At 65.8% G+C, this 17,568-nt stretch carries 22 protein-coding genes; 9 read left to right on the top strand and 13 right to left on the bottom strand.

The window, feature by feature from the left end:
* Positions 1-136: 136 nt before the first annotated feature.
* Positions 137-799, top strand: coding sequence for a hypothetical protein (locus tag VIK36_RS18785; RefSeq protein WP_324643184.1), 663 nt, complete (start codon positions 137-139; stop codon positions 797-799).
* A gap of 12 nt (positions 800-811) precedes the next feature.
* Here the strand turns inward: VIK36_RS18785 and VIK36_RS18780 are convergent, their stop codons facing one another.
* Entirely contained in the window at positions 812-1,705 is an 894-nt protein-coding gene (locus VIK36_RS18780; RefSeq protein WP_324643183.1) for a helix-turn-helix transcriptional regulator, read from the bottom strand.
* A 140-nt stretch (positions 1,706-1,845) separates the two neighbouring features.
* Here VIK36_RS18780 and VIK36_RS18775 point away from each other — a divergent pair, with 140 nt between their 5' ends.
* Positions 1,846-2,862 (top strand): zinc-dependent alcohol dehydrogenase family protein, encoded by a 1,017-nt coding sequence (locus VIK36_RS18775; protein WP_324643182.1) that lies wholly within the window; start codon positions 1,846-1,848, stop codon positions 2,860-2,862.
* Between the two features lie 142 nt (positions 2,863-3,004).
* Positions 3,005-4,045: an NAD(P)-dependent alcohol dehydrogenase gene (locus VIK36_RS18770; protein ID WP_255173331.1), complete on the top strand. Its 1,041-nt coding sequence runs from the start codon at positions 3,005-3,007 to the stop codon at positions 4,043-4,045.
* A gap of 100 nt (positions 4,046-4,145) precedes the next feature.
* Here VIK36_RS18770 and VIK36_RS18765 read toward each other — a convergent pair whose 3' ends face one another.
* The 4 genes from VIK36_RS18765 to VIK36_RS18750 form a co-directional block, all read right to left on the bottom strand.
* Positions 4,146-5,183, bottom strand: coding sequence for a nitronate monooxygenase (locus VIK36_RS18765; protein WP_324643180.1), 1,038 nt, complete (start codon positions 5,181-5,183; stop codon positions 4,146-4,148).
* A 167-nt stretch (positions 5,184-5,350) separates the two neighbouring features.
* Positions 5,351-5,545: a hypothetical protein gene (locus VIK36_RS18760; protein ID WP_159630557.1), complete on the bottom strand. Its 195-nt coding sequence runs from the start codon at positions 5,543-5,545 to the stop codon at positions 5,351-5,353.
* A gap of 227 nt (positions 5,546-5,772) precedes the next feature.
* Entirely contained in the window at positions 5,773-6,540 is a 768-nt protein-coding gene (locus tag VIK36_RS18755; protein WP_324643178.1) for a GAF and ANTAR domain-containing protein, read from the bottom strand.
* A complete protein-coding gene (locus VIK36_RS18750; protein WP_324643176.1) occupies positions 6,537-6,788 on the bottom strand; it encodes a hypothetical protein in 252 nt (83 codons plus the stop codon). The genes VIK36_RS18755 and VIK36_RS18750 overlap by 4 nt, the downstream gene beginning before the upstream one ends.
* A gap of 369 nt (positions 6,789-7,157) precedes the next feature.
* Here VIK36_RS18750 and VIK36_RS18745 point away from each other — a divergent pair, with 369 nt between their 5' ends.
* Positions 7,158-7,892, top strand: a complete 735-nt coding sequence (locus VIK36_RS18745) for a GAF and ANTAR domain-containing protein (protein WP_255173327.1) — start codon at positions 7,158-7,160, stop codon at positions 7,890-7,892.
* Between the two features lie 45 nt (positions 7,893-7,937).
* Here VIK36_RS18745 and VIK36_RS18740 read toward each other — a convergent pair whose 3' ends face one another.
* Entirely contained in the window at positions 7,938-8,666 is a 729-nt protein-coding gene (locus tag VIK36_RS18740; RefSeq protein WP_324643175.1) for a Type 1 glutamine amidotransferase-like domain-containing protein, read from the bottom strand.
* A gap of 91 nt (positions 8,667-8,757) precedes the next feature.
* Here VIK36_RS18740 and VIK36_RS18735 point away from each other — a divergent pair, with 91 nt between their 5' ends.
* The 3 genes from VIK36_RS18735 (at position 8,758) to VIK36_RS18725 (ending at position 10,344) form a co-directional block, all read left to right on the top strand.
* On the top strand, positions 8,758-9,090 hold the full coding sequence (locus VIK36_RS18735; protein WP_255173325.1) for an ArsR/SmtB family transcription factor: 333 nt from the start codon (positions 8,758-8,760) through the stop codon (positions 9,088-9,090).
* Positions 9,091-9,102: 12 nt separating this feature from the next.
* On the top strand, positions 9,103-9,600 hold the full coding sequence (locus VIK36_RS18730; RefSeq protein WP_324643174.1) for an SRPBCC domain-containing protein: 498 nt from the start codon (positions 9,103-9,105) through the stop codon (positions 9,598-9,600).
* Positions 9,601-9,750: 150 nt separating this feature from the next.
* Positions 9,751-10,344, top strand: a complete 594-nt coding sequence (locus tag VIK36_RS18725; protein WP_255175666.1) for a DUF1992 domain-containing protein — start codon at positions 9,751-9,753, stop codon at positions 10,342-10,344.
* Here VIK36_RS18725 and VIK36_RS18720 read toward each other — a convergent pair.
* Together VIK36_RS18720 and VIK36_RS18715 are read right to left on the bottom strand one after the other, a co-directional pair.
* Positions 10,341-10,532 (bottom strand): GNAT family N-acetyltransferase, encoded by a 192-nt coding sequence (locus VIK36_RS18720; RefSeq protein ID WP_324645317.1) that lies wholly within the window; start codon positions 10,530-10,532, stop codon positions 10,341-10,343. The genes VIK36_RS18725 and VIK36_RS18720 overlap by 4 nt on opposite strands.
* Before the next feature lie 98 nt (positions 10,533-10,630).
* A complete protein-coding gene (locus VIK36_RS18715; protein ID WP_255173323.1) occupies positions 10,631-12,802 on the bottom strand; it encodes a transglycosylase domain-containing protein in 2,172 nt (723 codons plus the stop codon).
* A gap of 177 nt (positions 12,803-12,979) precedes the next feature.
* On the opposite strand from VIK36_RS18715, the gene VIK36_RS18710 reads away from it, so the two are divergent.
* A complete protein-coding gene (locus VIK36_RS18710) occupies positions 12,980-13,606 on the top strand; it encodes a PadR family transcriptional regulator (protein ID WP_255173322.1) in 627 nt (208 codons plus the stop codon).
* A 9-nt stretch (positions 13,607-13,615) separates the two neighbouring features.
* Here VIK36_RS18710 and VIK36_RS18705 read toward each other — a convergent pair whose 3' ends face one another.
* The 3 genes from VIK36_RS18705 to VIK36_RS18695 form a co-directional block, all read right to left on the bottom strand.
* Positions 13,616-14,935: an ammonium transporter gene (locus VIK36_RS18705; RefSeq protein ID WP_324643173.1), complete on the bottom strand. Its 1,320-nt coding sequence runs from the start codon at positions 14,933-14,935 to the stop codon at positions 13,616-13,618.
* Positions 14,936-15,260: 325 nt separating this feature from the next.
* Positions 15,261-16,055, bottom strand: coding sequence for a carbon-nitrogen hydrolase family protein (locus VIK36_RS18700; protein ID WP_324643172.1), 795 nt, complete (start codon positions 16,053-16,055; stop codon positions 15,261-15,263).
* Positions 16,056-16,138: 83 nt separating this feature from the next.
* Complete coding sequence (locus VIK36_RS18695) at positions 16,139-16,375, bottom strand: DUF2630 family protein (protein WP_141945842.1); 237 nt, start codon at positions 16,373-16,375, stop codon at positions 16,139-16,141.
* An 85-nt stretch (positions 16,376-16,460) separates the two neighbouring features.
* Between VIK36_RS18695 and VIK36_RS18690 the strand changes: the two genes are divergently transcribed.
* Positions 16,461-16,859, top strand: a complete 399-nt coding sequence (locus tag VIK36_RS18690) for a hypothetical protein (RefSeq protein ID WP_324643170.1) — start codon at positions 16,461-16,463, stop codon at positions 16,857-16,859.
* A gap of 15 nt (positions 16,860-16,874) precedes the next feature.
* Here the strand turns inward: VIK36_RS18690 and VIK36_RS18685 are convergent, their stop codons facing one another.
* A complete protein-coding gene (locus VIK36_RS18685) occupies positions 16,875-17,207 on the bottom strand; it encodes a DUF202 domain-containing protein (protein ID WP_255173319.1) in 333 nt (110 codons plus the stop codon).
* Between the two features lie 4 nt (positions 17,208-17,211).
* On the bottom strand, positions 17,212-17,562 hold the full coding sequence (locus VIK36_RS18680; RefSeq protein ID WP_255175664.1) for a YidH family protein: 351 nt from the start codon (positions 17,560-17,562) through the stop codon (positions 17,212-17,214).
* Positions 17,563-17,568: the final 6 nt, after the last annotated feature.

Below are 17,568 nucleotides of genomic sequence, written 5' to 3'. Positions count from 1 at the left end.
AGCCCGCCTAACCGTAGACTCTGAAGGCGGGTCATGAGTGGGTTGATGGGGGAACATGGGTGAGCTTGCCAATCAGGTTGCGCAGGATCGGACGGGCCTTCCGCCTGTCTATGTGGACGTGCCGGATAAATCAGGAATGCCGGGTGCAGGTACCAGCAGACTCCTGAACGCCGGCCTGACCGAGGCTGAGTCTGCCGTTGCCGCGGAGCCGGCGCCGTCACTCCAGCCTTCCAGGAAACAGGAACGCCGGACCATTGTCCTGCACGCCACTTGGATCCTGGGGTGCATCACTGCGGGAGTGATGCTGGGACTCTACAAGGATGCGGTCCAGGACGGGGACGCCGGACAAGCCGGCTGGGTGTTGACAGCGCTGGCAGTCCTCGTCCCGTGCCTCGTCGTGCTGGGCGCCTACCCGAAGTGGAAGAGGCGGAAGTTCATCAAGGACTATAAGCAGCGGCACCAGGCCTGGGTGGCCCGTTTCATCGGTAACTGGCCGCTCCGTGAGCGGCTGCTCGACGTCGACGCCATCCCTGATGTTTGGCAGCGGGTCAGCACGCGGACCATGGCGGACACCTTGGAAGCAGACCGGAGGTCCATCCTGGCGCAAGGATTCCCAAGGGAACATCCCGCCCAGCTGCTGGCCGAGGCCCTCGCCGCCGTGAACGCCTGGGCGCGGGCACCCTGGTCCGACCCGGCCCTGTACCGCACTGCCCAGGACGCCGTCGAACGCTTCGGCGAACTCGCAGGCCGGCGGCGGGCGGACGCTGCGCCGCCCGGGCCGCCGTCGAACGTTCAATAGCCGGCGTTGTTCCTAGCCGCCCACCGTCGCCTGCGCCGTTTCCACGATGTTCTCGGTGACGGCCCAGGAGGCCAGGAGCTTGAGGGCTTCCGCGGACGGGCTGCCGGGGGTGGCGGGATAGACGGTGAGGGTATGCCCCGGGTCCTCTTCCAGGCCCAGCACCTGGTAGTTCAGCTCGAGGAGTCCCACCACGGGATGCTGGAAGAACTTGGTGCCGGCGTAGTGGCGGCGGACGTTGTGGGCTGCCCACAGCGTGCGGAATTCGTCGCTGCGCATGGACAGTTCCCCGATCAGCTCGGCGATGCCCTTGTCATGGGGATTGCGGCCGGCCTCCCGCCGCAGGATGGCCACGTTGGTGTTGGCCGCCCGTTCCCAGTCCGTGTAGAAGTTGTGGGCGCGGGGGTCCAGGAAGATGAACCGGGAGTGGTTGGCCGGCCGTGACGGAGTGCGGTACATGTCCGAATACAGGGCATAGCCCAGGGTGTTGGCGGCCACGATGTCCAGGCGGTTGTTGCCGATGAAGGCCGGCGCCTCCGTGATGGCGTCCAGCAGGTACTGCAGCTCCGGCCGGACCTTGGACGGGGCGGAGCCGCCGGCGCCCGCAGCCCGCTTGCGGCCCGAGGTGTTGGCTGCCCGGGCCAGGTCATAGAGGTGGTCATGTTCGGCGCGGTCCAGTTCCAAGGCACCGGCGATGGCATCCAGGACGCTGTCAGAAACACCGTGCAGGTTTCCCCGTTCCAGCCGCGTGTAGTAGTCCACGCTGACGCCGGCCAGCCGCGCCACTTCCTCCCGCCGGAGCCCCGGTACGCGGCGGCGGCCGCCATAGGGTTCGATGCCCGCCTGCTCGGGGGTAATCCGCCCACGGCGTGAAGACAGGAACTGCCGTACCTCGGCTCGGTTATCCATAGGGAACACGTTACGACGGATGGCAGGACCCTAAGGAGGTTCTGCCGGAACCAGTTACAGCAGGGCCCTCGCCAACGATGCCTGGGCCGGGTTTGATGGGAATGTCCCTTTCAGCCGTTTCACCATGTGGAGGACCCAGCATGCGCGCAACCATCATGCACGCGCCCGGAGACGTCCGGGTCGAGGATCGCGACAAACCAGCCGTCCGGCAGCCCACGGATGCGGTCATCAAACTCGTTGCCGCCTGCGTCTGCGGGTCGGACCTGTGGCCCTACCGCGGCGCCGACAAAATCTCCAAGCCCGCGCCGATGGGCCACGAGTACGTGGGAATCGTCGAGGAGGTCGGTGCGGGGGTCAGGAATGTCCGGCCGGGCCAGTTCGTCGTCGGGTCATTCTTTGCCTCCGACAACACCTGCAAAATCTGCCGCTCCGGCTACCAGAGCGCGTGTGTCCACCGCCAGGGCGTGGGCGGTGCACAGGCAGAATACATGCGCGTTCCGCTGGCGGACGGCACCCTGGTGGCCACGCCCGGCATGCCCGACGCCGGCAAGGTTCCGTCGCTGCTTGCGGCCTCCGACGTCCTGGGGACAGGATGGTTCGCCGCCAAGGCCGCCGAGGTGGGTCCGGGGAAGACCGTGGCAGTAGTGGGCGACGGCGCCGTGGGACTTTTGGGGGTCCTCGCAGCGCAGCAGATGGGTGCTGAACGGATCATCGCCATGTCCCGGCACGGGGACCGGCAGGCGCTGGCACGCGAGTTTGGCGCCACGGACATCGTGGAGGAGCGCGGGGACGAGGGCGTGAAGAAGATCAAGGAACTCACCGGTGGCCTCGGTGCACATTCCGTCCTGGAAGCCGTGGGCACGCAGGAATCGATGCTGCAGGCCATCCACGCCACCAGGGCGGGCGGCCATGTGGGCTTTGTGGGAGTCTCCCACGATGTGGCGTTGCCAGGGCGGGACCTGTTCTATTCGCATGTGCACCTGCACGGCGGCCCGGCTCCGGTCCGGCAATACCTGCCGGAGCTGATCGACCTGATCCTCAGCGGCACGATCAATCCTGGAAAAGTGTTTGACCTGGAACTCCCGCTCGAGCAGGCCGCGGACGCGTACAAGGCCATGGACGAACGCCGCGCCATCAAGGTGCTCCTGCGCCCCTAGCGCATCCTTTTCCCCAAGGGCCCAAGGGTAGGACTCTCAAGACCAGTCACAACAGGGCCACCTTGGTGCCACCTTTTCCCGGGTTTGCTCCGAACAACCCCGGTAGCATTTATATGTCCCCCCAACAGATCACAGGAGAACCATGACTACCGTCAAGGCTTATGCATCCCCGTCCGCCACGGAGGACCTGGTGGCTACCACCATTGAGCGCCGCGAAGTGGGCCCTCATGACGTCCTGATCGACATTAAGTTCGCCGGCATCTGCCACTCGGACATCCACACCGTCCGCGGTGACTGGGGCCCGCAGCAGTACCCGCTGGTGCCCGGCCACGAGATTGCCGGCATCGTCACCGAGGTGGGGGCCGAGGTGACCAAGCACAAAGTGGGCGACCGCGTTGGTGTTGGCTGCATGGTCAACTCCTGCCGGGAATGCGTCAACTGCCAGAAGGGCGAGGAGCAGTACTGCCTCAAGGGCAACACCGGCACCTATGGCGCCGTTGACCGCGACGGCACCATTACGCAGGGTGGCTACTCCACCCACGTTGTGGTCACTGAAGACTTCGTCGTCACCATCCCCGAGGGCATCGACCTCGACGTCGCCGCACCGCTGCTGTGCGCCGGCATCACCACCTACTCACCGCTGCGGCACTGGGGTGCCGGCCCCGGCAAGAACGTTGCCGTCGTCGGTCTCGGCGGCCTGGGCCACATGGCCGTCAAGCTCGCCCACGCCATGGGTGCCGAGGTGACTGTCCTGTCGCAGTCGTTGAAGAAGCAGGAGGACGGCCTGAAGCTTGGCGCCGACCACTACTTCGCCACGAGCGACGAGAACACCTTCTCTGAACTCGCCGGCTCCTTCGACCTGATCATCAACACGGTCAGCGCCTCGATCGACATCAGCTCCTACCTGGGCCTGCTGAAGCTCGACGGCGCCCTGGTCAACGTGGGTGCCCCCGCGGAACCGCTTCCCGTCAACGCCTTCGCGCTGATCGGCGGACGCCGTTCCTTCGCCGGTTCCATGATCGGCGGCATCCGCGAGACCCAGGAGATGCTCAACTTCTGCGCCGAGCACGGCCTGGGCGCCGAGATCGAGGTCATCCCGGCTGGGAAGATCAACGACGCCTACGAGCGCGTGCTGGCATCGGATGTCCGGTACCGCTTCGTGATCGACACCGCCACCTTCTAAAGCACTACCCCCGCTTTTACGGCGCGCGCGGCGGGCCGGCTCCCAGAAGGGGCTGGCCCGCCGTCGGGCTTTAAGGTAGGGGACGACGGCGGTACAGGCCTTACGGACGAAGGGCCGCCAGGATGGAAACGGCCGGGCCTTCCTTCGTGTCCCGGTAGTTGATGCCGGCCCACAGGTTCAGCCACTCCGGCTCCCCTGCTGCGGCGGCTGCGGCACGCAGGGGAGTGGTGAGGTGGTGGATCTCCGGGTAGCCGTACGGGGCGTGGCCGTCATGGCGGCGCATGAACTCGTTGTAGAGGCCGCGCGCGTTGCGGCCGGAGAAGGCACGGGTGAGGGCGGTGGTGGTGAAATGGTCCGGCGACGACAAGGCAGCCCGGTGCGCGGGCTTGGTTCCCGCTTCATCAGCGCGGAGGAATGCGGTGCCGGCCTGGACCGCAACGGCTCCGACGGCGAGCGCAGCCCGGGTGTGCTCCGACGAGGCAATGCCACCCGCCGCGATAAGGGGCACCTCCAGATCAGACAGCGCGCCCAGGATCCCGTGGAGGGGCACCAGGGGAGCAGGCATATCCGGCTTGAACGTTCCGCGGTGGCCTCCGGCTTCCGGGCCCTGGACGCACAGCGCATCGGCGCCTGCCGCCAGCGCCCGCAGGGCTTCTTCGCGGTCCGTGACTGTGGCGATGACGTATATTCCGCGGTGCTGCAGTGCTTCCACCACGCTGGTTTCCGGGATGTCGAAGGTGAATGAAACGACGTCCGGTGCCAGGTCCAGCAAGGCCTCGAGCTTTTGGTCCCAGTCGTCATCGTCATGCCGCGGCGCGCCGAGGCTCACGCCGAAGCGCTCGGCGTCCGGGGCCAGCGAGTCTACGTATTGCTGCAGGGACGCTTGGCTGATGACGGACGCCTGGGGTACGAAGAGGTTCACGCCGAACGGCTTGTCCGTTTGTCCCCTGACGGCCTCGATCTCGGCGCGCATGGTTGCGGCGGTCTTGTAGCCTGCAGCGACGAAGCCCAGTCCGCCGGCCCCGCTGACGGCCGCTGCCAGCCGTGGGGTGGAGGGTCCCCCGGCCATGGGTGCCTGGATGACGGGCAGTGCCAGCGACTCGAACCTGAATTTGGTGCCCTTCTGGTGGGTAGCCATGTGCCCTTCCCGTCGTTTGGGTGTACCTGACGAATGCTACGCCGGTCCGGGTGGACAGTTCACGCCCGAAATATCTGCGGTCGTGTCACCCGTTTCGTGGACGGAAAAGGACGTTGACGACGGCGGGTGGGGCCCGCCGTCGTCAACGCCCTATGCGGGTGGGCCGCTTAGAGGGCCAGCGCCGGCTCGTTCCCGCGCACGCTCAAGGTGAAGGTGTTGGGCCCGCTGCAGGTGACGGCGATGCGGCAGGTGGTGGTGTTGTGGCGCGCGGAGAGGTCGGAGACCGCGGAATCGAGGGTCTCGTGGAGGGAGGTCCGGTCCCAGATCTTCAGCGTCACGGATTCGGCAGTGTTAAACGTCATTGTTCAGTACTTTCCTGTGTCAAGCCGGCTTTGTCCCCGGCAATGGCCTGTCCGCGCTCGGAGGGTCGGTGGCCTGTGCTCACCGGTGGGCCTCGTTGCGTCACCAGGATGTCAAGGGCGGATGTTTCCGGCCCTGCCTATCCATAGTGCCCATGGCGGATGGGCGCACTCAACCAAATCACGCATTTGTTGCGAGTGAATCTCATCACGTGTGATCCGGGTTACAGCTACTCGTCGAAGTGGGCGGTGATCCTCTGTTCTCCGGAGATTGAGGTGATGACGGTGGCTGCCACTTCCCTCAGCTTGACGTTCCTGGTGCTTGAGGCGTGCGAGAGGATGCTGAAGGCGGTATCCCGGTCGCAGCGGTTTTGGGCCATGGTCGCACCCACCGCCATGTCGATCACGGTGCGTGACTGCATTGCGGCGGTGAGGTCATTCCTGGCTTCCCGGAGCTGCGAGATCCGCAGGATCAACCGCAGTGAACTGGCGGCTTGGGCCGTGAACGATTCCACGGTGGCGACGTCCTCCCCGGAGAACCCGTTGCTGCGGCCCGAGTAGAGATTCAGTACCGCTTCTGCTTCCCCCGCCAAGTCCAGCGGGACGGCAAGGATCGAGGACACGCCGTGCTCTGCAGCCGTCCTGACATAGGGGCGCCAGCGGTCTTCGCCGGCCAGGTCTGGCACAAGGAGGGTGGATCCCTGCCGGAGCGCGGTAAGGCACGGGCCCTGGCCGAATCCGTTCTGCAGCTCGTCAAGGGCCCATGCCGCAGGGTCGCTTGCTGCCACAGCCTGGGGCCGCTTGTGCCGCAGCACCGTGACGCCGCTGTGGATCGTGTTCCCGGGGACGGACAACCGGGTACTGGCAAGCATCGCCAGTTCGGTGAGGAAGGCCTTGATGTCCGGGCTTTCCAGCACGAGTTGCTGCAGCGACAGCTCTGCTGCCTCCAGCGGCCATCCCTCGGATTCCCGGAACGGCTGCTCCTCGCTGCCGGTCATTGGTCCTCACCCGCGGTCAGTTCCCTCATGGCCGTGGCGATCAACCCCACCTGGGAGGCCGGAAGGTGGAGCGCTTCGTTGAGGTAGGCGTCGAATGACATTTCGTCAGCGTCGCCGCCGAGGCCGTAGTAGTACGTCCACAGTTTCAGCATCGGTATCTGCGTCTCGCGGAAACGCCGGGCAACGTCCCTTCGCTGCTCGTCGGCTTCCAGTAGTTGGTCGGGGTCCCCGGTCCAGTCGGCGTTCATCCTTGCGGTCCCATGGGCCCGGCGGTGGTCAGCGCATTGTTCCCGGCCATCGGGCCTCGATCCATAGTTGCGGCAGAATTTCTTTTCCTGGCTGGCGGCCGCCCGCTCTTGGCGCGTTCGGCCCGTGCATTCAACCTCCGGATCCTGTAGCCATCCCGAAATCTCCTACGTTTGACACTACGCCCTTGGAGGTGTTTCTGGTATGGCGGCCGGTTGCATTCGCGCGGCCCGGCCGCCTGCGGGCCGGGTGTCGTCGTCCAGCAGCGGACCGCGGGTAAGTCCAGGCGGATCCCTGAGACTTCAGCTTAGGCCCCCGTAAATGCCCGCTCCGCTGCCCTGCGGGTACCCGGCGACCGTAAGATGAACCCCATGCTGAATCCTGCCGACGATGTGACTGTCCAACACCTCCAAGAGGTCCTGGTGGGGGCTGAAAATGCCGTGGAGTTCCTGTCGGGTCTCTCGGGAATGGCGGCAGCGGCAGTATCCGCAGCTGCCGGTGACGACATTGAGTGCGCGGTGACCCTGAAGCTCCGGCGGCGGCCCACCACTGCGGCGGGCAGCAGTGCCCGGGCGCTGGAACTTGACGTCATTGAGCAGGCGCTGGGGGACGGTCCCTGTATCCGTGCGTTGCGGGAGATGGCGCCTGTGTTGATCGACGACGTCGCACGGGACCCCCGCTGGACAAAATACAACCAGGAACTGGCGCGCCGGGGCGTGCAGAGCAGCCTGGGTGTGCCACTGGAAATCAGCAGCGAGGCCAGTGCTGCCCTGAACTTCTTCGCCTCCAGGCCGGGCGTGTTCACGGCTGACGTTTACGACAAGGCGGCGGGTTTCGCCGCCGCTGCCCACAACACCTTGCATCTTTCAGTCCGCATCCACACTGCGCAGAACCGGGCGGATGACCTCGAAGCTGCCCTGGAGAGCAGGACCGCCATCAACCTGGCCTGCGGCGTCATCATGGCGCAGAACCGGTGTTCCCAGGAAGAGGCGGTGGAGATCCTCACCAAGGTCTCCAGCAACCGCAACCGGAAGCTGCGGGACGTGGCCAAGGAACTGATTGAACAGCTGTCCGGAAGCAGCATCCAGACCCACTTCGACGCCTAGGCCGGCGCCCCGGCTCCCTGCAGTCCACCAGCGGTCCCCGTCCGGTCAACCGGCGGTCCGCACGGACACTCTCGCCTCGCCGGCTGCTCCGCGGATGTCCCAGCAGTTGCCGCTGCCAATGACCTTGTAGTCCCGGTCTCCGACTGATTCCAGCACCACTGCCGTGCCCTCGTCGATGGCAACCGCCCATTCCACCAGGCCTGCCGCCACGGCGCCCAGCGCGCGGCTCAGTGTCCCGGCCTGGGCGGCGTGGACGTCCACCGTGAACGGGACCAGCCCCAGGCCCTCCCGGACGTCGACTGCATCCAGGCCCTCCGAGCACTCCTCCCCGCACACGTCCACCCCGTTGATCCGGCAGCCGCCAATCAGCGCGGGGCCTGGTGCCACCATGGCTCCGGCGGAGAACCCCAGATAGGGGGCGCCGCCGGCAACCAGCCCGGAAATCGCGGTGCCCGCGGGGCGGAGGCCCTTCCAGTACGCCGGCGTCAATCCGCCGCCCACCACCACGCCGTCCACACCGCTGAAATCAGCGGGATCCGCTGTCCTGCCTTCTGCCAGCGGCACCGGCACCACCTCACAGTCAAGCCTGGGCCGGAGGGGCCCTGCGCAGATTTCCACCAGCTCCTGCAGGCTTCCGCCATGATGATGCACGGCAACGGCGATCCGGGCAGTCCGGCCCGGCGCGGCATGCCGCCGGATGTCCTCCGCAAACCGGTCAAAGACGTCCGGAAAACCCAGCGGATCCGGGCCGGCCCCGGCAAGGAAAATACTCATGGGCTTTAAGGTACCGGCAGGCGCCGCCGGGCTGCCGGAGACAGGAAAAAATCCTTGACCTGCAGTCACTGCGGGACTAACGTACAACCAAATGGTTGTAGAAAAGCTGCGCGAGACCGAACTGGACCGCCTCTTCCAGGCATTCGCCGACTCCACCCGGCGGGACATCGTCCGCCGGGTCACCGTGGGCGAGTACTCCGTGTCCGGCCTGGCCGCCCTGTACGCCATGAGTTTCGCCGCCGTCCAAAAACATGTGGCGGTGTTGGAACGCGCTTCACTGGTCACCAAGGAAAAGCGTGGAAGGGAGCAGATCGTGCGGGGCAACCACGAAGGACTGCAAAACGCCCGGCGGCTGCTCGACGACTATGAACAGATCTGGCGGCAGCGGGCCGCCCGGATGGCCGACATTCTCGCTGAAGGTTAGGAAGGCATTGCCATGACAGTCATCAGTACGGATAAGAACCCAGAGGCCCTCAGCCTCACCCTGGTCGCCGAGCTCGACGCCGGCGTGGAGCGCGTCTGGCAGCTCTTCGAAGACCCGCGCCGGCTGGAGCGCTGGTGGGGACCGCCCACCTATCCCGCCACTTTCTACAAGCACGACTTCGTTCCGGGCGGCCGGGCCAGCTACTACATGACAGGACCTGACGGGGACAAGGCGCACGGCTGGTGGGAGTTCACCAGCATCGCGTCCCCGCGGGAGCTGCAGTTCGACGACGGGTTCGCGGACAGCGACGGCAACCCCACCGGGGAGTTCGGCATCAGCCACGCCACGGTGACCCTGGAGCCGCTGGGGGAGCGGACCCGGATGACCATGCTGTCCACCTTCGAGTCCGAGGAACAACTCGAGCAGATGATCCAGATGGGCATGGAGGAAGGCCTCAAGGAAGCGGTCGGCCAGATGGACGGCATCCTCGCCGAGCACGCCAACGCCTGACAGCGCACCAACCACCCTTTGCCACAGCGCCACGTGGGCGGACGACGGCGGGACGCGCCGCCGTCGTCCGTCCACCTTGGGCGTTGAACGCACAAGCCCACCGCTGAATACTGGAAGATGGGGGCCAGGCAAGGAAAGGCGGTGGCGGCAATGAGCGGCGGGGCAGGGGATTTCCGCAAGCGCCTCGAGCGTGCGGCCGAAGTCCGGTCATACCGTGGCGCCGGCATCAGCGCCGAGGAGGAAGCCGCGCTGGATGCCCTCGACGCACAGGAGCGGGAGAAGCGCAGGAAAGTCAGTGATGCCGCCCGTGCCGAGTACCTGGTCCGCGACGCCATGGCGCAAGGGAAGTTCGACAACCTGAAGTACGCGGGCAAGCCGATCCCCGGCCTGGGCGAATCGTACGATCCCGACTGGTGGGTGAAGGGGCTGATCCAGCGGGAGAACATCAGCGGCCTGGGTCCGGCGGCCATCCTGCTCCGAACTGAGGACGCCGAACTCGACACCAGGCTGGACGTCCAGTACACCGAGCAGCAGGTCCGGGAGATCCTGCAGGATTTCAACCGGCGCGTGATCGACGCGCGCCGCCAGCTCCAGGGCGGGCCGCCGGTGGTCACCAGGACCCGTGACGTGGAGGAGGAAGTGGAGCGCTGGCGCAGCCGCCGGACCGCGCGCGCGGTGGAGGCTCCTGCTGAGCCCGAACTGGAGCGGTCCTGGTGGAAACGCCTCTGGAAGGGTACGGGCTAGGCGGAAGGGATTGCGCTCCCGAACAGCTCGCACAAGGCGTTGTAGTACTTGCCGGTCTGGCCCCGGTGGGCAAGGCCAATCCTTCTGGACACCCGCTGCGACGCGGCGTTGGCCGGGTGGGTCACTGCCACCACCTCCGGCAGGCCGCTTTCAAACGCGTAGTTGAGAACCGCCTGGCCGGCTCCCAGGGGCGCAGGATGAGCCGCTCAGTCTCAAGGGCCCGCACGTTCCCATCGTGCCAGAGCGGTGCGGTCCTTACCGGGCTGCGTTGATGACCATCCCCGGGCTACGGCTTGTAGTTGGGATTGGGTCCAATCATCGAAGCGGGAGGCGGCGCGAACGGACCCGCGGGGTAGAGCGGTGCCACCTTAAGCATGTAGTTGGCCCACTGCGGCCCGGCAATCATGTACCCGTCAAGGCGGGGGTAGAACGTGCCGTTGATGGTAACGTTCTGCCCTGCCCGCTTTTGGCCTTCCAGGGCATCGCCGAAGAAGGACGCCGTGACCAGGCCGGTGGTGTAGCCAACCACCCAGGTGGACCCGTTGTTGTTCGAGGTTCCGGTCTTGGCGGCGGTAGGAACTTTGTCCTGCACCTTCGGGTTGATCCAGACGCCGGAACCCTTCTTCAGCACGTCCTGCAGTACCGAGTTGACGCCTCGGGCCACGTCGGGTTTGACGGCGTCGTGGCAGTCCGGGGCCTGGGCGGGCAGTTTTGCCCCGGCGGCATCAGTGACATCAACCAGGGCGATGGGAGCACAGTAGCGGCCCTCCGTGGCGAAGGTGGCAAATGCGTTTGCCAGGGTGAGGGGCGCCACGCCGGTGCCGCCGAGGAGGTTGCCCAGCTGATGCATGTTGACCGGGGTGCTGTCCAAGCCGCTGTGCAGCCCTACGGCGTCCACCATCTTCTGGATGCCGCAAAAGTCGAGCTGGGATGCCGAAGCGAAAGTGGCCGTGTTGATCGAGTTGTACAGGCCGTAATTCACGGGCATCGGGCGGTAGAAGCCGTCCTCCGCATTCTGCAGGTCATCGGCAGCGCCGAGGGCAGGGTTGGCCTGCGCCGTGCTGTACGCTCCCAGCACCTTCCCGCAGCTGTCCTTCCACGGGAACCCCAGCGGATAGACACGGCGTGAGGCGTCCACTTCGGCGGTGAGCGACTTTCCCTCGTTCAGCCACTCCGCAAAGGTAAAGGGCTTCATGGTGGAACCGGGCTGGAACCCGCCGGCGCCGTTCAGGTCGTTGCCCTGGGCGTCCTTGGCATCCACGTTGAAGTTCAGGTTGGTGTCGAACTTGCCTGGTTGCGGGAGGAAGACCGTGTTTTGGGCCATGGCCAGGATCTTGCCGCTGCCTGGCTGCAGGGTCAGCAGCGAGGCCGCCCACCGGTCCGGATTTGCGCCCGCGGTTCCATCCACCTGGGCCTGGGCGGCTGCCTGGAGCCTGCTGTCCAGGGTGGTGGTGATGGTGAGGCCGCCGCGGTAAAGCCTCCGTTCGCGGTCAGCCTCGGTGGGCCCGTAGGCGGGATTGTTCAGGATCAAATGGGAGATGTAGTCGCAGAAGTACGGCGCCATGGCAGCGTTGGCGCACCCCTGCTGCTGCGGCGTGATCTTCAGCTGGATCGGGGTGGCCACGGCGGCATCGTATCGGGCCTGCGTGATCTTGCGCAGGCGCAGCATCTCGGACAGGACCTGGTTCCTGCGCACGATCGACTTATCAGGATTGGTGGCCGGGTTGTAGAGGGTGGGGCTGTTGACCACCCCGGCCAGCAAGGCGGCCTGGGGGAGGGTAAGGTCCTTCGCGGTGGTGCTGAAGAAGTAGCGTGCCGCCGCTTCAATCCCGTACGCGTTGCTGCTGAAGAACACGATATTGAGGTACCCCTCAAGGATTTGGTCCTTGGTGTACTTCTTCTCCAACGTGACGGCCAGCTTCATTTCGCGCAGTTTGTCGCCCAGGTTCTTCTGCCCGTTCAGCACCACCGCGTCCGGCCTGTCCTGCGAAAGCTGCGCCTCGTTCAGGACGTTGGTGACGTACTGCTGCGTGATGGTCGATGCGCCCTGCTCGCCGCCTTTGGTCAGGTTGGACACCACCGCCCGCAGTATCCCCTGCGGGTCCACGCCCGCGTGCTCGTAGAACCTGCTGTCCTCGATGGCGATAATGCCGTCCTTGATGAAGGGCGACATCTGGTCCAGCGGCACCCGCACACGGTTCTCCGCATAAAAGGTTGCAATCGACTGCCCGTCTGAGCTCAGGACTTTGGTGGCCTGCGACGGCGGCTGCACCGTCAGCTCTGCCGGCAGGCTTTCGAAGAAACCAATGGAGGAACTGACCCCCATCCCCGCTGCTGCCACCGCCGGGACCACGAGGCTGGCCACCAGTACGCCACACATGACGCTCGCTGCAATGAACCCCAGGATCCTTCCCAGGGCCGCGCCAAAACTGCGCCCGCGCTTCCGCCTCTTCACCATTTTTCAGCCCTCGTCCTCGGAAGTGGGAACAGAATACGCTCACGGGGAAGGGCGAACCAGAGGCGGAAGGATCAGGATTTGGTCACATCCAACTGTTGACCAGCGATAGTTAACGACATATCGTTAACTATCGCTGAAGTGACAGCGAACAGGTCAATATGAAAGGACGATGCCACCATGAAAGGCATATTCGACGAGAAACATCCGGGCCCGGAGTTCGGCAAGGGCCGCTTCGAGCGGGGGAGGGGCCATCGCGGGCCCCATGGGCACCGCGGTCCAGGCTTTGGGCCGGGGTTTGGCCCCGGTTTTGGCCCCGGATTCGGGCCGGGTTTTGGTCCCGGGTTCGGCCCCGGCTTCGGCCGCGGCGGACGGAGGGCCAGTCGTGGCGACGTGCGCGCGGCCATCCTGTCACTCCTGGCAGAGACGCCGTCCAATGGTTACGGACTGATCAAGACCATTGCCGCCAAGACCGGCGGCGTGTGGCGGCCCAGCCCGGGATCCATCTATCCCACGCTCCAGCAGCTGGTGGACGAGGGCTTGATTGAGGCGCTCAGTGAAGGCCGCGGGACTGAGTTTGCCCTCACCGATGCAGGGAGGGCCTACGTGGCGGAACACGCTGAGGAAATGGATAACGCATGGAACGCTGAACCGGACAGTGCGGACAGGGACTTCCATCAGAGCATCGCCAAGCTCATGGGTGCCATCCACCAGTTCCGCGCCGGAGTGACCGGGGAACAGCGGGCTGCCGCCGTCGAAAAGATGGACGAATTGCGCCGGGCGCTCTACAAGATCCTTGCGGACTAGAACGGAAACCTACGCGAAGGAGTCTTCCTTGGCATGCCGTTCAGCCGGGGCAGGTGCGGTCGGGATGTGGGCCGCGGCGTGGCGCAGGGGATTGAATCCTGCTCCGATCTCACCGAATGCGTAGGCAGTCTCGGCGTGCTCGGCCAGGTCCACGCCGGCGGTCTCGGCCTCGTGGCTGACCCGGAAGCCCACCGTCTTGTTGATGGTCCGGGCAATGACCGCGGTGCCAACACCGGACAACAGCAGGGTGATGACGACGGCGGCTGTCTGGGCAATGAGCTGCTGGACTCCGCCGCCGTAGAAGAGGCCGCCGCCCTGGCCGTTCACGGGAAGGGCGATGAAGCCAAGGGACAGGGTGCCGATGAGGCCGGCACCCAGGTGGACACCCACAACGTCCAGGGAGTCGTCGAGGCCAAAGCGGTATTTGAGGTCCACGAATACGCAGCAGGCCGCGCCGGCCACCAGGCCCAGGCCGATAGCGGCCACCGGGCTGATGTTGGCGCATGAAGGGGTGATGGCTACCAGGCCGGCAACCACGCCGGAGGCTGCGCCCAGGGATGTGGGGTGTCCGTGGCGGACCTTCTCCGTGACCAGCCAGCTGAGCATGGCGGCCGCGGGTGCCACCAGGGTGTTGATCCAAATGAGGCCGGCCTGTTCGACGCTGGTGGCGGCCCCGCCGTTGAAGCCAAACCAGCCGAACCACAGAATCGCGGCACCCAGCATGATGAAAGGCAGGTTGTGGGGGCGGTGGTTGGGGTCCTTCGCGAACCCGTGCCGCTGGCCAACAATCACGGCCAGCACCAGGGCGGCCGTTCCCGAACTGATTTCCACCACGGCACCGCCGGCAAAATCGATGACCTGGCCGAAGATTTGCGTGACGGCGCCCCCTGCGCTCATCAGCCCGCCACCCCAGATCATGTAGGCGAGCGGGCAGTAGATCACCGTAATCCACACCGGCACGAACAGGGCCCAGGCCCCGAACTTGGCGCGGTCGGCGATGGCGCCGCTGATCAGGGCAACCGTGATGATGGCGAACGTCGCGCTGTACCCGGCCTTGAGGAGGTCCGGTGAACCCATGAGGTTCTGCAGGCCGAAGCTGGTGAAGGGATTGCCGAAGAGGCCCAGGACGCCGTCGCCGGTGGTCATTGAGTAGCCCCACAGGACCCAGACCACGCCAACAATCCCCGCCGAGATAAAGCTCATCATGATCATGTTGAGGGCGGCCTTGGCGCGGGTCATGCCGCCGTAGAAGAGGCCAAGCCCCGGGGTCATCAGCAGGACCATGGCTGCCGAGATCATCAGCCAGACGTGTTGGGCAGTGATTTCCACCGGTGGGTCCCTTCGCAACGTGAACGTGGTGCAGGGGCCCGATTGGCCCCGTGGCATTTCCCCCGGGATCCATTTTTGGCGGTGTGTGTTTCAGCCAATGCCGCTTAAAGTTGCGGCCACGTTACACAAATAGCCCGTGCGTGAAGTTCACGTATCGGCTATGTTTCGGGCATGTAAACGGCGTCTGTTCCGCCGCCGGCCTCCGTACGCCCCGGCCCCGCCGGATGCCTGCCATCACGGGCGCAGGCGGCACGCCCCAGGTGAGACCCGGCGTCGTCCTCTCTTTTGCCGTCTGTTTCGAAGCCATGAACGGCGCCTCACGCGATCAGAATGTGCGGGCGTTGGCCAGGACGGGCAGCTTGGTCCGGACGTCATCCACCGTTGAGGGATCAATGTCGACGACGGCAAGTTCCGGCTTACCGCCCAATGCCACCACCGCCTTGCCCAGGGGGGTGATCACGGCGCTGTGCCCGATGCCGGTGGGTGCCGTGCCCGCCCGGCCGGCGCCCACTGTTTCGGGGTCGCCCTGGCCGCAGGCGACCACAAAAGTGGTGCTGTCCAGCGCCCGGGCCCGCACCAGCAGGTCCCACTGCTCCGCCTTGCCCTCACCGGCACCCCAGGACGCACACACGATATTTACTTGGGCACCCGCGTTGGCATTGGCGGTGAAGAGGCCCGGGAAGCGGACGTCGTAGCAGGTCGCCAGACCGAACACCGTCCCGTCCAGCTCGAACGTCACCGGCGCTTCCCCGGCGTCCACTGTCTTGGACTCCGTGAAACCGAAGGCGTCAAAAAGGTGGACTTTGTCGTAGGACGCCTCCACTCCGGGCCCGGTGACCAGCAGCGTGTTGCGGACCCGGCCGTCCTTTCCCGGAGTGAACATGCCGGCCACGATCGTGAGGTCCAGCTCCTTCGCCATCCTGCGGACTTCGCTGGCCCACGGGCCGTCAACGGGCTCGGCAATGTCCTTCAGGGAATGGCCGAAGGCGCGCATGGACGCCTCGGGAAAGACCACCAGCTGCGCTCCGGCGTTCCTGGCCTGGGCGGCATAGTCCCAGATGAGTTCCAGGTTGGCGGCGGTGTCGGCACTGCTGATGATCTGCGCTACTGCAATACGCATGGAAGAGCTCAATCTGTTGGTGGCGGAAACAGGTGCCCGGGCCACGCCGGCCCGGACACCCGGGATGGTGGGATGCGGCGGGGTTACTGCCGGTAGCCCTCCACCTCGCTGATGGGGCGGGCTTCGGCGTCGTTCGGGTTCTCGCCCGAATCCTTCTTGGCCCGCCGTTGGCGCAGCAGGTCCCAGCACTGGTCCAGGCTTTCTTCCACGTACTTGAGCCGTGCCTGGTCCGGGGCCTGCCCGTCCCCTGAGCCCTCACGCAGTGAGTGCTCCTCTTCCACGAGGGCCTGGATGTGCGTCAAAATGTCCTGATCATTCATGGCTTCCCCTTACTCCGGTCCGGTCTCCTTCAGCGTACGTATCAGGTGCTGAAGGAGCCAGCCCCTGAGCTGTACCATCAACTTCATGCCCACTGCGCTCGATATGGCAGGTCCCATCCTGGAAGTGCTCACCTGGTTGTGCCTGCCCGCCGGGCTGGGACTGCTCTTCTACACCGGGTTCCTCCGCCGCTTCGTGCACCCGTGGGACGTGGCCGAGGCCGTGGTGTACTCGGATTCCACCGGTGTTGGCTTCCGCTGGTTTGACCGGAAGCACCAGGTGCACAACGCCCCGATGTCCCCGTACGACATCAAGGACATGGCGGCGGGAGACACACTGCCCATCTATTACCACCCCAAGCGTCCAACGCAGTGGCAGACCACCAGGCCGGAGGAGCCCGGGAGGACGGCCTCGGTCCTGGGCCGGTGCCTGACGGCGATCGGCGTCGTGGCCCTGCTGGCCGGCTTCGTCCTGCCCATGTTCTAGCTGACAGGGGCCGTTCTAGCTGACCAGCACCACCACAATGCCCAGGCACCCCAGGGCGAGCCCGGCAAAGGCGGTCCAGAGCACAGCTGGCAGGTCGGCTTCGATGCTTTCGCCTGCCAGCCCGTGCGACCTCGCCTGGTAGCGGCGGCGCTGCGTGAGGTAGATGGCCAGGGCTGCGCCGCCGGAAACCACCGGCAGCATCAGGATCGGTGGCCCATAGGTGGGAAGCCAGCGCAGGAAGAAGGCGCTCGCCGTCACGAGCGCCAGCATGGTCCGGCCCCAGGCGAGGGCCGTCCGCTCCGGCTGGAGGCCGGGATCGCCGTGGGGGCTGGGGCCGCTGGGTGCCATCGAATCAGCGCCAGAGAATGAAGACCAGTACGACGGCGGCAGCCAGCGCGCCTGCCCCGGCCAACAGGGGCACAAAGAGCGGCAGCGGTAACGGCGCCTTGTTGCGCATGCTGCGCTCCACCCGAAGCCACCGTACGGCGGCCCCGCCACTGAGCATCATGCCCAGCAGAAGCAGCAGGACGGCCAGGCCTTTCCGGACAGGCTCAATGAAGAGGCCTGAAGTGAACGCCTCGATGGCAATGCCACCTGCCAGCAGCGCAAGCGACGTCCGGATCCAGGCCAGGAAGGTGCGTTCGTTCGCAAGCGTGAAGCGCGGGTCCGGTTCCTCTCCGCCAGGCAGCAGTCGTTCCGCCATCCTCCC

This window comes from Pseudarthrobacter sp. LT1, from assembly GCF_035621795.1.
Classification (GTDB): Bacteria; Actinomycetota; Actinomycetes; order Actinomycetales; family Micrococcaceae; genus Arthrobacter.
This window is presented reverse-complemented; position numbering and strand designations above follow the sequence as displayed.

What these genes read in the sequence shown, in the direction of transcription:
- VIK36_RS18785 (WP_324643184.1), top strand. Translation starts at nt 137, where the DNA reads ATGCCGGGTGCAGGTACCAGCAGACTCCTGAACGCCGGCCTGACCGAG.
- VIK36_RS18780 (WP_324643183.1), bottom strand. Translation starts at nt 1,705, where the DNA reads ATGGATAACCGAGCCGAGGTACGGCAGTTCCTGTCTTCACGCCGTGGG.
- VIK36_RS18775 (WP_324643182.1), top strand. Translation starts at nt 1,846, where the DNA reads ATGCGCGCAACCATCATGCACGCGCCCGGAGACGTCCGGGTCGAGGAT.
- VIK36_RS18770 (WP_255173331.1), top strand. Translation starts at nt 3,005, where the DNA reads ATGACTACCGTCAAGGCTTATGCATCCCCGTCCGCCACGGAGGACCTG.
- VIK36_RS18765 (WP_324643180.1), bottom strand. Translation starts at nt 5,183, where the DNA reads ATGGCTACCCACCAGAAGGGCACCAAATTCAGGTTCGAGTCGCTGGCA.
- VIK36_RS18760 (WP_159630557.1), bottom strand. Translation starts at nt 5,545, where the DNA reads ATGACGTTTAACACTGCCGAATCCGTGACGCTGAAGATCTGGGACCGG.
- VIK36_RS18755 (WP_324643178.1), bottom strand. Translation starts at nt 6,540, where the DNA reads ATGACCGGCAGCGAGGAGCAGCCGTTCCGGGAATCCGAGGGATGGCCG.
- VIK36_RS18750 (WP_324643176.1), bottom strand. Translation starts at nt 6,788, where the DNA reads ATGAACGCCGACTGGACCGGGGACCCCGACCAACTACTGGAAGCCGAC.
- VIK36_RS18745 (WP_255173327.1), top strand. Translation starts at nt 7,158, where the DNA reads ATGCTGAATCCTGCCGACGATGTGACTGTCCAACACCTCCAAGAGGTC.
- VIK36_RS18740 (WP_324643175.1), bottom strand. Translation starts at nt 8,666, where the DNA reads ATGAGTATTTTCCTTGCCGGGGCCGGCCCGGATCCGCTGGGTTTTCCG.
- VIK36_RS18735 (WP_255173325.1), top strand. Translation starts at nt 8,758, where the DNA reads ATGGTTGTAGAAAAGCTGCGCGAGACCGAACTGGACCGCCTCTTCCAG.
- VIK36_RS18730 (WP_324643174.1), top strand. Translation starts at nt 9,103, where the DNA reads ATGACAGTCATCAGTACGGATAAGAACCCAGAGGCCCTCAGCCTCACC.
- VIK36_RS18725 (WP_255175666.1), top strand. Translation starts at nt 9,751, where the DNA reads ATGAGCGGCGGGGCAGGGGATTTCCGCAAGCGCCTCGAGCGTGCGGCC.
- VIK36_RS18715 (WP_255173323.1), bottom strand. Translation starts at nt 12,802, where the DNA reads ATGGTGAAGAGGCGGAAGCGCGGGCGCAGTTTTGGCGCGGCCCTGGGA.
- VIK36_RS18710 (WP_255173322.1), top strand. Translation starts at nt 12,980, where the DNA reads ATGAAAGGCATATTCGACGAGAAACATCCGGGCCCGGAGTTCGGCAAG.
- VIK36_RS18700 (WP_324643172.1), bottom strand. Translation starts at nt 16,055, where the DNA reads ATGCGTATTGCAGTAGCGCAGATCATCAGCAGTGCCGACACCGCCGCC.
- VIK36_RS18695 (WP_141945842.1), bottom strand. Translation starts at nt 16,375, where the DNA reads ATGAATGATCAGGACATTTTGACGCACATCCAGGCCCTCGTGGAAGAG.
- VIK36_RS18690 (WP_324643170.1), top strand. Translation starts at nt 16,461, where the DNA reads ATGCCCACTGCGCTCGATATGGCAGGTCCCATCCTGGAAGTGCTCACC.
- VIK36_RS18685 (WP_255173319.1), bottom strand. Translation starts at nt 17,207, where the DNA reads ATGGCACCCAGCGGCCCCAGCCCCCACGGCGATCCCGGCCTCCAGCCG.
- VIK36_RS18680 (WP_255175664.1), bottom strand. Translation starts at nt 17,562, where the DNA reads ATGGCGGAACGACTGCTGCCTGGCGGAGAGGAACCGGACCCGCGCTTC.